The organism is Gordonia sp. (in: high G+C Gram-positive bacteria) (genome assembly GCF_049647785.1).
Classification (GTDB): domain Bacteria; phylum Actinomycetota; class Actinomycetes; order Mycobacteriales; family Mycobacteriaceae; genus Gordonia.
Genome location: NZ_JBARYI010000072.1, coordinates 1 through 12,845 on the forward strand (window position 1 = coordinate 1; position 12,845 = coordinate 12,845).

The 12,845-nt window shown below is 63.2% G+C and carries 13 protein-coding genes; 7 read left to right on the forward strand and 6 right to left on the reverse strand.

What is annotated here, in order from left to right; genetic code table 11:
* Window positions 1-159: 159 nt before the first annotated feature.
* Complete coding sequence (locus tag WBA38_RS11020; protein WP_424294903.1) at window positions 160-1,047, reverse strand: DUF4261 domain-containing protein; 888 nt, start codon at window positions 1,045-1,047, stop codon at window positions 160-162.
* 199 nt (window positions 1,048-1,246) lie between these two features.
* On the opposite strand from WBA38_RS11020, the gene WBA38_RS11025 reads away from it, so the two are divergent.
* A complete protein-coding gene (locus WBA38_RS11025) occupies window positions 1,247-1,765 on the forward strand; it encodes a GNAT family N-acetyltransferase (protein ID WP_424294905.1) in 519 nt (172 codons plus the stop codon).
* A 1-nt stretch (window position 1,766) separates the two neighbouring features.
* On the opposite strand, the gene WBA38_RS11030 is transcribed toward WBA38_RS11025, so the two are convergent.
* Together WBA38_RS11030 and zapE are read right to left on the reverse strand one after the other, a co-directional pair.
* A complete protein-coding gene (locus WBA38_RS11030; RefSeq protein ID WP_424294907.1) occupies window positions 1,767-2,417 on the reverse strand; it encodes a Type 1 glutamine amidotransferase-like domain-containing protein in 651 nt (216 codons plus the stop codon).
* Between the two features lie 9 nt (window positions 2,418-2,426).
* Window positions 2,427-3,443 (reverse strand): cell division protein ZapE, encoded by a 1,017-nt coding sequence (zapE, locus tag WBA38_RS11035; RefSeq protein ID WP_424294909.1) that lies wholly within the window; start codon window positions 3,441-3,443, stop codon window positions 2,427-2,429.
* A gap of 35 nt (window positions 3,444-3,478) precedes the next feature.
* On the opposite strand from zapE, the gene WBA38_RS11040 reads away from it, so the two are divergent.
* The 4 genes from WBA38_RS11040 (at window position 3,479) to msrB (ending at window position 7,569) form a co-directional block, all read left to right on the forward strand.
* Window positions 3,479-4,240, forward strand: a complete 762-nt coding sequence (locus WBA38_RS11040; protein ID WP_424322705.1) for a dihydrofolate reductase family protein — start codon at window positions 3,479-3,481, stop codon at window positions 4,238-4,240.
* A 97-nt stretch (window positions 4,241-4,337) separates the two neighbouring features.
* Window positions 4,338-5,885, forward strand: coding sequence for an alpha/beta hydrolase (locus tag WBA38_RS11045; RefSeq protein WP_424322706.1), 1,548 nt, complete (start codon window positions 4,338-4,340; stop codon window positions 5,883-5,885).
* Between the two features lie 25 nt (window positions 5,886-5,910).
* On the forward strand, window positions 5,911-7,119 hold the full coding sequence (locus WBA38_RS11050) for a glycosyltransferase family 87 protein (RefSeq protein ID WP_424294914.1): 1,209 nt from the start codon (window positions 5,911-5,913) through the stop codon (window positions 7,117-7,119).
* A 36-nt stretch (window positions 7,120-7,155) separates the two neighbouring features.
* The gene (gene msrB, locus WBA38_RS11055) at window positions 7,156-7,569 is read left to right on the forward strand and encodes a peptide-methionine (R)-S-oxide reductase MsrB (RefSeq protein ID WP_424294916.1); all 414 of its coding nucleotides are present in this window, start codon (window positions 7,156-7,158) and stop codon (window positions 7,567-7,569) included.
* Window positions 7,570-7,578: 9 nt separating this feature from the next.
* Here the strand turns inward: msrB and hemQ are convergent, their stop codons facing one another.
* Genes hemQ through hemE form a run of 3 tightly spaced genes read right to left on the reverse strand, consistent with a single transcriptional unit; the run spans window position 7,579 to window position 10,751 of the window.
* Window positions 7,579-8,274, reverse strand: coding sequence for a hydrogen peroxide-dependent heme synthase (hemQ, locus tag WBA38_RS11060; RefSeq protein WP_424294918.1), 696 nt, complete (start codon window positions 8,272-8,274; stop codon window positions 7,579-7,581).
* A 37-nt stretch (window positions 8,275-8,311) separates the two neighbouring features.
* Window positions 8,312-9,712: a protoporphyrinogen oxidase gene (gene hemG / locus WBA38_RS11065; RefSeq protein ID WP_424322707.1), complete on the reverse strand. Its 1,401-nt coding sequence runs from the start codon at window positions 9,710-9,712 to the stop codon at window positions 8,312-8,314.
* Between the two features lie 10 nt (window positions 9,713-9,722).
* Window positions 9,723-10,751, reverse strand: a complete 1,029-nt coding sequence (hemE, locus tag WBA38_RS11070; RefSeq protein WP_424322719.1) for a uroporphyrinogen decarboxylase — start codon at window positions 10,749-10,751, stop codon at window positions 9,723-9,725.
* A gap of 175 nt (window positions 10,752-10,926) precedes the next feature.
* On the opposite strand from hemE, the gene WBA38_RS11075 reads away from it, so the two are divergent.
* Together WBA38_RS11075 and WBA38_RS11080 are read left to right on the forward strand one after the other, a co-directional pair.
* A complete protein-coding gene (locus tag WBA38_RS11075) occupies window positions 10,927-11,568 on the forward strand; it encodes a DUF3000 domain-containing protein (RefSeq protein ID WP_424322708.1) in 642 nt (213 codons plus the stop codon).
* Window positions 11,565-12,830 (forward strand): HRDC domain-containing protein, encoded by a 1,266-nt coding sequence (locus WBA38_RS11080; RefSeq protein ID WP_424322709.1) that lies wholly within the window; start codon window positions 11,565-11,567, stop codon window positions 12,828-12,830. Before WBA38_RS11075 ends, WBA38_RS11080 begins: the two co-directional genes overlap by 4 nt.
* Window positions 12,831-12,845: the final 15 nt, after the last annotated feature.

Genomic DNA, 12,845 nt, shown 5'->3' on the forward strand with positions numbered 1-12,845 from the left:
CGAGGGTTGGGCGGGGCGACTTCTGAAGAGCCCTCCGCAGCGACGAAGCGCTAGCGAAGGAGCGAGGACTGCCGAAGCAGAAGTCGCCCCGCCAAACCCGGGCACCCCCCTGCCGAAGCAGAAGTCGCCCCGCCCAACCCGGGCACACCAACCCCCGGACTACGACCCCTTCTTTCGCCCCGCTGCCCGCCGTTCGGCGCGGTTTGCTGGCGGTGCAACTGGTGTCAGGTAGAGCCGGGATTCTTCGTCTTCGTATTTTCCAAGGCCGATGTGGGCTTCCATGTTGCCGATTTCGGTTTCGACGAGGTCGCCGTCTTGGATGATGGGTCCTTCGTCGTAGATCATCACTGCTGTGTCGACGAGGACTTTCGCGACGTCGTCGGCGGGGAGGTCGCTGGGTGCGATTTCGACTTCGTATAGTCCCAGACTGGCCATTCCGTAGGTTTCGGCGGCGGAGATTCCGGAGTCGGTGCTGATCATGAGGTCGACCCAGAGGATGAGCGGCAAGCTGGGTGTCACGTCGAGGGCAGCTTGTCGGTACGAGTTGGGTGTTGCGAGGAGTTCTGACGACACCATGAAGATGCCGCTGATCGAATCTGTGCATGCTGCGATGGAGGCGGTGACGCGGGACAGGAGGGTCGCTTCTTCGATGGGGTCTGATTCGGATCCCAGCAGTTGTTCGTCGTCGACGGCTTCGATCTCGTTCAAGGAGATTGCGGTGATGACCAGTGAGTCGCCCGAGGCATCGGGTAGGGGTAGTGATTGGTCCCAGAGTGGGCTGTCTTCGGCTGCTGCGGCGATTTCGACTTCGCCGTTCATGCTCACCTGGGTGGCTGCGATGAATGTGTCGTCGAACCGAAAGACTAACGCGACGTTCTCTGCGTCTGGTTCCGGTTCGTCCGCTGCGGGTAATAGGTCGACGCCGTAGGACTCGTACTCGAGTGCAAGGTCGGCACCCCAGTCCTTTTCTACCTGCGCCATTACTCGCTCGGCGGTGAGTTCTGTGTCGATGCGATTGAGCAGGAGCGTTACGAACAAGGGGTCCACGGGGTCTCCAGAGTTGAGCGGGTGGGCAGTTTGCGAGCGGGGCGGATACCGGCTGGGCAGCCGGGTATGTGACTGGCAGAATCATTATGTGACGATTCGTGTTGATTCCGCTCAGTCTGGCATTCCGGGGCCGGGTGGGGTTGTGATTGAAACTGCGTGTGACCGATCGTTGGCGGGACCGATCGCGAGGGTCGCTGCGGTGACGTTTCCGCTGGCTTGTCCGCCGCATTCGACGGCGGCGAATATTGCAGCCCACATCGATCAGGTGCTGTCGCCGGAGCGTTTTGCCGACTATATCGCCGACGAGGATCAACAGGTGTTGATCGCTCGCTCTGGGCCCGAGGGCCCGATTGTTGGTTATGCGCTTCTGGTCCACGCTGTGCCGGATAATTCTGATGTGCACGGCGCTGTCATGAATGCTCCCGGCGGTGCGGAAGCTCTTGCGGCTCAGAGGGTTACGGAAGTTTCGAAGATGTATGTGCTTCCGGAGCATCACGCGACCAACAGCGAGCACCGACCGGCTCACCTACTGATGGAGGCGGCGCTTGCGGCTGCCGCAGATCGCGGTTCGACGTTTGTTTGGCTCGGTGTGCATTCGGGAAACGAACGCGCCAAGCGGTACTACGCGAAAATGGGGTTCACGCAGATCGGCACCAAGTCGTTCAATATGAATGGCGCGATTGAGCACGACTTCGTGCTGGGTCGAACGGTCGGCTGACCTAGCCCGCAGGTTCTACCGACGGTACGATTCGCGCTCCGTCGTCGTCGACGATGAATGCTTGGTCGTCGTTGAGTGGCAGGAGTGTCGCGCGCTCGCCGTATTCAGTGAGGGTTCGTTCGATGAGTTCTGGCGGGTATGGCGGCAATTGGCCGTCGGCGTGGGGAATCACGACGGTGTTCGTGAGGCCGAGGCCGCGGAAATCCGCAAGGTCGAGGCCGAGGCCTGGGTCGTCCATTAGTGCGGCGGGTTCAATGTCCGGTCCGGCAATCATCGCGCCGGCACTGAGCCCGATGTAGGGTGTGCCCGATCGGACGAGGTCGGTGATGACCGAATCGGCGCCGCTGCGGGTGAGGCCTGACATGAGCGCGAAGGTGTCGCCGCCGGAAACGTAAACCGCGTCCACGTCGGCCAGAATCTCCGCGAATCCGCCTCGCCGGATGTCAACGTTGATGACGTTGTATCCGAAACGAACCAGCCGGTCCCGTTCTGGGCCGGTGAATGGCGCATCGAGGAGATGCCGTTGTGCCTCGTCGAGATAGCCGATCGACACCTGCTTACCGTCTGTGACGGGAGGCAGATACTCGAGCAGTGCACCGGCACCCAACGACAGCAGGATCAATCGGCCCTGTGGATTCGGAGCTTCGGACATGTCGCTAACTTAGTCGTTCGCCTCGGCGAAACGCGAGAGCGCCAGTAGGCGCGAGGTGGCGCGAAGGTATTTCTTGCGGTAGCCACCAGCCACCATTTCGGGGGTGAAGAGCTCGTCGAGCTTGCCCCCGGAGACGCTGACGGGGATCTCCGCGTCGTACAGGCGGTCGGCAAGAGCCACGAACCGCAGTGCGACAGCCTGGTCGGGAGCGGGGTGCACCTGCTCGATGCAAACCATCTTGACGCCGTCGACAAGGGACTTGTACTTCGACGGGTGAAGTTTCGCCAGATGCGCGACGAGGTCGTCGAAGGTGTCCATGGTGGCACCGGAAGTGTTCTCGGCGATCTCCGCGAGTTCCGCATCGGTCATCGGTTCCGGAGCTGGCGGAAGGTCACGGTGACGGTAGTCGGGTCCATCGACGCGGACCGTCTCGAAGATCGACGACAGCTTCTGGATCTCACGCAAGAAGTCCTGCGCGGCGAAGCGGCCCTCGCCCAACTGTCCGGGCAAGGTGTTCGACGTGGCGACGATTGACACGCCCCGGGCGGTCAGTTCCGCGAGCAGTCGCGACACGACCATCGTGTCGCCCGGATCGTCGAGTTCAAACTCGTCGATGCACAGCACGCTGTGGTTCGAGAGGCGTTCGAGCGCGTCGATGTAGCCGAGTGCACCCACCACGTTGGTGACTTCACCGAAGGTCGCGAAGGCTTTCGGCCCGGGCATCGAGTGGTAGATCGACGCGAGCAGGTGCGTCTTACCAACACCGAATCCACCGTCGAGGTACAGGCCGATGCCGTTTGGGGGTGCCGACTTGCGGAAGAAACTCTTCTTTCCACCGGACCGAACCTTCGATGCGCGTGCGACGAAGTCGCGCCCGGCCTGGACGGCCGCAGCCTGGCTCGGCTCCTTCGGGTCGGGGATGTACGAGTCGAAGCTCACCTCGTCGAACATCCGCGGCGGAACCATTTCCCCGATGAGTTGGTCGGGAGCCAAGACCGGATTCCGATCGCTAAGTCGTGCCAGCATTAGCCAAGGGTAACGATCCCAACCATGATGGACCCATGTTCACCCTGACTAAAGCGACTGACGTCACAACTGGCGATCTTGCTGAGGCGTACAGTTTTCCCGACTCCGACCGCCCGGTCGTGCGAGCAAATATGGTCACAAGCCTCGACGGTTCGTCGGCGGCAGACGGCAAGTCGGGGCCGCTTGGGTCGGCCAATGACAATGCCATCTTCCACCTGCAACGCGCACTCGCCGACGTCATCGTGGTCGGTGCCCAGACTGCGATCGACGAGGGTTACCGTCCGCCGACTGTCGATCCTCGCTTTGCCGACCTTCGTCTCTCGTTGGGACTTTCGCCGGTTCCACAGTTGATCCTTGTTTCTCGATCGCTACGGATCCCGGCTGATTACCCGACCCTCGCCAGTCCGCTTGTTCGGGTCGCTACCTGCACCGACTCCCCCGCCAACGCTCGGCGAGCCCTCATCGAAGATGGTCAGGCAACCCTCCTGTATTGCGGCGAGAAGACAGTCGATCTGCATCTGCTGATCGACCGCATCGCTAATGACGGCGGTCGTCGGATTTTATGCGAGGGTGGGCCGCGTTTCCTTGCCGAGATGACGTCCGTCGGCCTCCTAGACGAGCTTGCCCTCACGGTTAGTCCCGCACTGGTTGGCGGTGACGGTCCTCGGATCGCCCACGGCGTCAGACTCAGTCCCCCGGCGGCGATGCGGATCCGTCACGTGATGGGCGACGATGACGGTTTCCTGTACCAACTGTGGGAGCGAGTCGCCGGGCATGTGGTGTCCGGTTCCGACTAGGCTCGCGTGCATGCGCTTTACCGCTCACCCCCGTGGTGTTCGCCCCAATGCCTTTCGAGCCAGTACCTTTCGAGGCCCTTCCTTGCGAGGCCGCGGTGTGGTTATCGGGGCTATCCTCAGCGCCGTCACCTTGCTCTCGTCCTGCGCGGTCGGCCCGGATACCGGCCCGAACATTGTGCGTGGCGACACGGGCAACGCCGCCAATAGCGAAGTACCTAAGCAGCCGGGGCTCAGCGCGCCGAAACGCGACCTCAACTGGCGCTCGTGCAATAAGCAACTGACCGAGAAGTACGCGTCCTCCCTGCCGAAGACCGCCGAGTTCGACGGCATCAAGTTCGATTGTGCGCGGTACGACGTCCCCGTCGATGCCAACAACCAGGGCGGCACGACGATTCGTGTCGGTGCTGTGCGCGCCCGAACCCAGGAGACACCCGCCGACGCCGTGCCGATCGTGTTGACTAGCGGTGACGACATGCCAAGTTCCCGAACGCTGCTGTCGTTGGCGAGTGGGGCCGGCATCAAACTGCTCGACCGTAATCCGGTCGTCGCCATTGATCACCGCGGCATGGGAACGTCGGGACTCATTGACTGCCTCACGAACACTCAGCGCGCCGCATACGACGTCAACGCCGCATCCCCCACCGCTGACATGACGACCCGGGCTCAGAAACTCTCCGAAGTCGCCCGCAGCGCCGCCGACCAGTGCAATGACACCTTGAGCCCCGACCAGCTGGCGTACTCGGCAGCGGCCGCAGGGGAAGACCTGGAACAGTTGCGTGAGCGCTGGGACGTGGACCGCCTGGCGGTGTTGGCTGTCGGCACCGGATCGTCGGTGGCGTTGGCTTTAGCCGGAAAGCACCCCGACAGTATCGGCAGGTTGATCCTTGACTCTCCCGTCGGATTCAATGTGAGCGCCAAAGACGCCACGGCCAGCCGGGCACGGGGTCTGCAAGCCACTCTGGCAGCGTTTCTGCAGCGTTGCGCGGCGCTCGGATGCTCCCTCGGCGCCAATGGGCCCGCAGTTTTGGGGCGACTGATGTCTTCCGGTGCGACACCGAGCAACGGCGCGTTGGCGGACACCGAAGTCCTGGCTGCGATCACGACGGCTCTCGCCGTAGGTGACACCTCGGAGGCTGGCCTCAAGAGCCTCAGCACCGCGTTGACCGACGCCGACCGCGGTGAGACTGCCGCGTTGAAAGCCCTCGCCGAGGCTTCTCGACCGATCCGACTGGCCGACGGTCAGGTAGTGGCCCGTTGCAACGATCTGCGAGGACACCCTGGAACAGCTGAGATTCCCGCACTCGCCAAAGATTGGTCGGCTCAGAGTCCCTTGACCTCGAATACCACCGCGCTGGATTTGGTCCGCTGTGATGGTTGGGGTGTTGCGGACACGCCGCCGGAACCGACGAGTTTCGCGGTAAACCCGCTGCTTCTGATTGGCCAGAATGACCCGATCAACGGTGCTGATGCCGCCCATAACCTGGCACCGCTGTTCTTGGCCACTGGAACCAACCAGACGACTGTCACCTGGGACGGTCTTGGCTACTCGGTGACAGCGGGGTCCGGATGCGCCGTCGCCCTGATCGACGAATACCTCGGCACCAGCCCGCTTGCCGCGCCGATGCAACGCGCCTGTCCGACGTAGGCAACCGATGTAGTACGGTGCGCGGGTGAATGTTCTTGACCGCACCCTGTACCCGCGTGTGGCGCCCCAGCGCATCATCCCGATGATTCTGTGGCCCATCACGGTGATGATGATCATTCATCGGTCGCTGATTTTGGGCGTCAACGGTCACCGCACGGATGACTTCGCCCCGGTGTACAACGCCGCGTTCAACTTCCTGAACCGCCTGCCGGTTTACAACGAAAACTACGGGACGGTAGACCCGCATTATCTGTATCCACCATCGGGGACCCTCCTGATGGCGCCCCTCGCGGTCTTGGATCCGCAGACGTCTCGCTGGATTTTCATCGGCGTGAGCGTCGCCGTCCTGGTCTTGTGCGCATACCTGCTCACTCGCCTGTTTGGCTTCGAGTCCAACTCGTGGGTGTTCCCGGCGGTGCTGTTCTTTTTCTTCAGCACCGAGACGGTCGCGCACACCCTCATCTTCACGAACTTCAACGGGTTCGTCCTCCTCGGCCTTATCGCATTCTTGATGCTGATGATTGGCCGCCACGACCTGTGGGCGGGTGTGGCGATCGGACTCACCCTCGCGGTGAAGCCTGTCCTGGCGCCGTTGTTGCTCCTGGTGCTGCTCAACCGACAGTGGAAGGCACTGATCACCGCGATTGGTATCCCGGTGGTGCTGAACGCGTTGGCGTGGCCGATCTCCGCCGACCCGATGGACTTCATCAGGCGCACGGTCCCCTACCTGGGCGAGACTCGCGACTACTACAACAGTTCCATTACCGGGAACGCCGCCTATTTCGGTATCGATAGTTGGCTCGCGTGGGTTTTGCGTATCGCCTTCATCGCGATGGCCGCATTCTCCCTGTGGTTCCTGTACAAGCACTACCGCAAGACCGACGAACTGCTCTGGTGGGCAACATCGTCGGGCGTCCTGCTGTGCACCACATTCCTGGTCGGTTCCTTGGGCCAGGGCTACTACTCGATGCTGCTGTTCCCGCTGCTGATGACCGTGTTCCTGCCCGGTTCGACGATGCGGAACTGGCCAGCGTGGCTCGGTGTCTACGGCTGCATGACGTTCGACGTTTTCGTCTCGAACAAATGGGAACCCTTCGGTCGCTACCTCGAATACAACAAAGTCCCGCTGGGATGGTCGTTGTTGATGATCTCGGTGTTCTGCGTCCTACTGTTCCGCTTCTTGGATCTGCGGAAGGCCGACGCCCAACCCAAGGTTGCCGTCGCCATTAGCTGAGCAAGCCTCGTCGTCTATGCGCGCTAGGCTGGTTTCATGACCGAGCAGACCGATTTCAGCAAACTCACCGATGAGCAGTGGCGTGAGCGGTTAACTCCGCAGGAGTTCGCGGTGCTGCGGCAAGCCGGTACTGAACGCCCCTTTGTCGGCGAGTACACCGACACCACTGACGAGGGCACCTACCGCTGCCGTGCGTGCGGTGCGGAATTGTTTACGAGCACCACAAAGTTCCCATCCCATTGCGGTTGGCCATCGTTCTTCTCACCGCTCGCTGGCGACGCGGTGATTGAGCGCGTCGACAACTCGATGGGGATGAGTCGGACCGAGGTGCTGTGCGCGAACTGCAACAGCCACCTCGGCCACGTCTTCGCCGGTGAGGGTTACGACACCCCCACCGACCAGCGCTACTGCATCAACTCGATCAGCTTGACCTTTGAGTCAGGCAAGTGAGTTAGTCCTTCAGGGAAGTGAGTTCGCCAGCGTCAGCGGTTCGATGCGCGGCCCCGTGAAGAACGGAATTTCGACACGGACGTGGCGTCGAGCTTCGGTGGCGCGCAGGTCACGCATGAGGTCGACGATCCGGTCGAGTTCTGGACCCTCAAACGCCAGAATCCACTCGTAATCGCCGAGCGCGAAAGCGGGCACCGTGTTGGCGCGCACGTCCTTGTAGTCGCGGGCTTCCTTGCCATGATCGGCGAGCATCTTGCGACGCTCTTCGTCGGGCAGGAGGTACCAGTCATACGACCGGACAAACGGGTACACGCAGATGTAGTCCCCCGCCGGTTCGCCTGCCATGAACGCCGGAATGTGGCTCTTGTTGAACTCTGCAGGCCGGTGCAGTGCCGAAGCACTCCAGAACGGGTCGCTGGCTCGGCCGAGGACCGTTGAGCGGCGGAACGTGGCGTAGGCGTCTTGCAGCTGCTCGATCGTTTCTGCGTGCCACCAGATCATGAAGTCGCAGTCGCCGCGCATGCCGGCAATGTTGTAAATGCCGCGGACGACGACGCCCTTCTCAGTGACCTCGTCGAGGAAGCGGTCGAGTTCGGCGGCCACCGCTTCCCGGTCGTCGGGCAGTTCGCCTGCCCGGACCTTGAAGACTGAGAACATCAGGTAGCGGATGGTGGAGTTCAATTCAGCATAATCAAGACGACTCATACCCCCATCGTGCCACTGCGCCGAAGGAAGGGAACCCTCAGGTCTGCAGGTCTGCAGTGAGTTTCCCCACTGCGGAGGTGGCCGTTCCGATGCACGCGGGAACCCCGACTCCGGCATAACCGGATCCAGCGACGGCAATCCCCGAGGGCAATTGCGGCATTGTCGACGAAATCATCTTGAGATGTCCGGGACCGTAGTGCGGCAGACCTTCCGGCCACCGCTGCACCACCGCGTCGATGATTGTTGGGGCCGGGACGCTGGCGGCGGCACACACTGTTGCCAGGTCGGCGATCGCGGCCGCTACCAGTTGGTCGTCGGTGTCGGTGACTGGGGCACCAAGTCGCCCGAATGACATGCGGAGGGTCCGAACTGGCCCGCTGCGCAGGTGCGGCCACTTCTGGCTGCTAAACGTGATGGCTTTGATACGCAGCGGTGAATCGGTGGCCACCAGCACGCCCGAATGCTCAGGCAAGGCGGTCTCTGCGGGTACGGCGACCGCTACGACCGCAGACCCCGCGGCCTCGACCTCGCCAAAGGCTCCGGCCACCTGGGGCGAAATCTCGCGCAGCAGGCGGGCCGCGGTCCAGATCGGCACAGCGACGACAACGCCGTCGTACTCGATGTCGGTTGGTGCACCGGACAGGACGTAGCCCGTCGGTGTCGCGTGAATACCGGCAATTGAGATGCCCTGCTGGATTGGATTCCCAACGGCCTCGGTCAATGCCGTGACGAGTTCGCGGTATCCACCGCGCAGCGCACCGAAAACTGGACCGGCACTACCGCGGCCGGCAGCGAGCACCGCTTCGACAGCCGCGGTCAGCGACGGCGCTCCCTCATCCAGCGCTTTGGCTAGGGCAGGGATCGCCTCGCGCAACCCCAGTTGGTCCGCGACAGCCGAGTAGACACCCCCGAGCATGGGGTTTACCCCTCGCTCGACTACGGAGCGACCGAATCGTTCGCCAACGAGGTGCCCGACAGCCGGATCGTCGCCGACGGTCCATTCGAACGGTCGAAGGGGTTCGGTTGCCATGCGTTCCAGATCGGCTTCGGCGGCCAGGCCGGTCATCGGCTCCGGTCCGACGGGAATACCCATGAGTGCCGGCGTGGGCAGCGGGTGCAGTCGTCCATCCTGCGCGCCGCCCGTCCAGATAGCTGGCCGCATCGGTCCCGGCGCCACGATGTGGTCGGCGAGACCGAGTTCGGTCACCAGGTTGAGCGCCTCGGGTCGACGCACAATGAATGCTTCGGCACCCACATCCATCGCGACGCCACCGACTGGCTTCGTACACAGAAGTCCGCCCGGGCGGTCGGCAGCGTCGAAGAGCTCGAGGTGCATGTCGTCACCGAAGCGCTGCCGGAGCCGAAAGGCGGACGTCAGCCCGGACACACCACCGCCGATAATGGCAATGCGCGGCTGGGTCCGTCCCTGTCGAATCACCGGGTCAACTTCACAGCGAGTGAATGATCTCAACCGCGCGCGTGATGACCTCGGCCTCCGTATTGGGCAGCACGCCGTGACCCAAGTTGAAGATGTGGCCGGGCGCGCCCGCTTCAACCGCACGCTGTCCTGCCGCAACCACGCGAGCTATCTCCCGTTCCAGCACCGTGTCGTCCCCCGCCAGCAGCACCGTCGGATCCAGATTTCCCTGGACGGCGACGCGATGACCGACGCGGGCCGCGGCCTCGTCGAGCGGGATTCGCCAGTCGACGCCGATCACGTCGGCACCAACCTGGGTCATCGAATCGAGTAGTTCTCCGGTATTCACGCCGAAGTGAATGCGAGGCACACCGTAGTCGGCGATCTCCGCCATCACCCGGGTGGAGTGCGGCGCGACGTACTCCTCATAGGTGGCCTTTGACAGGGCCCCGGCCCACGAATCGAAGAGTTGAACGGCGTCGACGCCCGCATCCAACTGGACGCGGAGGAACCCGATCGTGATGTCGGTGAGCGCCCCCATCAACTGATGCCACAGTTCGGGTTCGGCGAACATCATCGCCTTGGTGTGTTCGTAGGTGCGACTCGGGCCGCCCTCGATGAGATAGGACGCCAAGGTAAACGGGGCTCCCGCGAAGCCGATGAGCGATTTCTCGTCAGACAGTTCACCGAGAATGGTGCCAATCGCTCCGGTGATGGCGCCCACCGAACTCGGATCAAGGCGAGGGATCGCCGCCACATCGGCAGCGGTGCGGATCGGCGAGGCGATAACCGGACCGGTACCCGCCACGATGTCGAGGTCGATCCCGGCAGCACGGAGCGGCACCACAATGTCCGAGAACAGAATTGCCGCATCGGTGTCGTGCCTGCGGACGGGCTGCATCGTGATTTCGGCGACGAGGTCGGCGTCGAAGCACGCCTCAAGCATGCCTCGGCCGACGCGCAGGTCGCGGTATTCGGGCAGCGAACGCCCAGCTTGGCGCATAAACCATACGGGACGACGCGCGGGCGTCCCTCCGGTAGCGGCGGCAATTAATGGCATCCGGGTCGGCGAGCGACGGCCTCGAATCGAAGTCATGGCCACAACTGTGCCACCTTCGGCAAGGCTTAAGCCATCTCGGCGTGAGGTCCCTCACTTGGTGGGCCACTCGAACGGCCCGATCGGCACTGCGGCGCGCCTCCGACGTCTCGTCATCGGTGAGGCTTAATCTGGCGCCGTGACCACATCTGGAGCTCCGAGCGAGCCGGCCGAATTCCGCGACGCGGTGGCCTCGCTACACGACGCCACTGTGCGCCGCGAGATCGAGATCGGTTCGATCCGACCGCCGCAGCGGCTGGCACCGTACAGCTACGCCCTCGGCGTTGAGGTGAGCCCGCCGGATGACGGCGACGCCAGCAAGGTTCCCACGGACTCTTCTGGCAGCGCATTCGGTCGCTTGGTCTTGCTTTACGACCCCGCAGGACAAGAGGCCTGGAACGGCACATTCCGTCTCGTGGCGTTCATTCAGGCGGAGGTGGAGGCCGCACTTGCCGCCGATCCACTGCTCCCGCAGGTCGCGTGGACTTGGCTGTCGGAGGCATTGCGCGTCCCGGACGGCACCACCGAGTCCACCCCGCCGCTCGGGAAAGACGAGCCTGCGGTTCGCGCTCTGGGTGGAACGGTCACCGCAACGACATCGGTTCGTTACGGGGACATCGCCGGACCGCCGCAAGCCCACCAACTTGAACTGCGCGCATCGTGGACGGCGACAGGCAATAACCTCGCTCCGCACCTGGAAGCATTCTGCGAGGTCGTCGCTTCGGCTGCGGGTCTACCTCCCGCTGGCGTCACGGCTTTGGGGTCGGTCCAGTTCTCGTGACTTCGTCCGACCATGACCGGAGCACTCCCGCCGAAGCAGATTCAGCGGCACCTGCACCCACTTCGGCTCCAGAGGCTGTCATCAGTCCCCTGACCGCACCGGCAGACGGCGTTCCGCCGGTTCTGTCCTCGCCGGCCGAGTTTGCCGAAGCAGCTCGCCTCCTGGAGTCGGGCACCGGCCCGATCGCCCTCGACACCGAGCGTGCCAGCGGTTACCGGTATTCACAGCGCGCCTATCTCGTGCAGATTAAGCGCACCGGCTCCGGCAGCTTCCTGATCGACCCCATCGAGCATCCCGACGCCCTGGCACCGGTCATCGACGTACTAGACGGCCCGGAGTGGATCCTGCACGCGGCCGACCAAGATCTACCCTGCCTCCGCGAACTCGGCTTCCGGGCCGAGACGCTGTTCGATACGGAACTCGCCGGACGCCTCCTGAACTATCCCAAAGTCAATTTGGCGGCAATGGTCGCCGAATTCTTACACCTCGGATTGGTCAAGGGCCACGGTGCCGCCGACTGGTCGCGTCGGCCCCTCCCCGCTGACTGGCTGAACTATGCGGCCCTCGACGTCGAAGTCCTCGTAGAACTGCGCGACGCGATGATGCACACCCTCACCGAATCTGGCCGCATCGAATGGGCCGAGCAGGAATTCGCGTATGTTCAGGCACGACCGCCGTCCTCGCCGCGAACTGACCGGTGGCGACGCACGTCTGGCATCCACGACCTCCGCACGGCGCGACAACTCGCGATCGTTCGCGAACTCTGGTCGGCCCGCGAAGCGACGGCTGAACGCCGCGATATTGCGCCCGGCCGCATCCTGCCTGATTCGGCGATCATTACCGCCGCGAAGGCTGCCCCCGAGAACGCTGCTGCGCTTATCAAGTTGCCGGTGTTCGGTGGTCCGCGTCAGCGCCGTCAGGCAGATCGTTGGATGCGTGCCATTACGGCGGCGCTCAATCTCAGCGATAGCGAATTGCCGTCAAAGAAGGCTCCGCACACCGGGCCACCCGCATACAACCGCTGGGAACAGCGGGATCCGGAAGCGGCGGCGCGCGCCGCGGTGATCCGCCCCACCGTCAAGGATTTCGCCGACGAGATCGGCATCCCGCAGGAGAATCTCGTCGCCCCGGATGTGCTCCGGAATCTGTGCTGGGAAGGTCTTGCTGCCGGTCAAACGGTTGACAACTGGCTCGAAGCCAATGGTGCTCGACCGTGGCAGCGCAACTTGGTGGCACCCCGAATCACCGACGTTCTGCCCTAATCGCACACGGCACAG

Bases quoted from the DNA above. Each gene is read 5' to 3' on its own strand.
- hemE (WP_424322719.1), bottom strand. From the start codon at position 10,751: ATGCCATTAATTGCCGCCGCTACCGGAGGGACGCCCGCGCGTCGTCCC.
- WBA38_RS11030 (WP_424294907.1), bottom strand. From the start codon at position 2,417: ATGTCCGAAGCTCCGAATCCACAGGGCCGATTGATCCTGCTGTCGTTG.
- msrB (WP_424294916.1), top strand. From the start codon at position 7,156: ATGACCGAGCAGACCGATTTCAGCAAACTCACCGATGAGCAGTGGCGT.
- WBA38_RS11040 (WP_424322705.1), top strand. From the start codon at position 3,479: ATGTTCACCCTGACTAAAGCGACTGACGTCACAACTGGCGATCTTGCT.
- hemQ (WP_424294918.1), bottom strand. From the start codon at position 8,274: ATGAGTCGTCTTGATTATGCTGAATTGAACTCCACCATCCGCTACCTG.
- zapE (WP_424294909.1), bottom strand. From the start codon at position 3,443: ATGCTGGCACGACTTAGCGATCGGAATCCGGTCTTGGCTCCCGACCAA.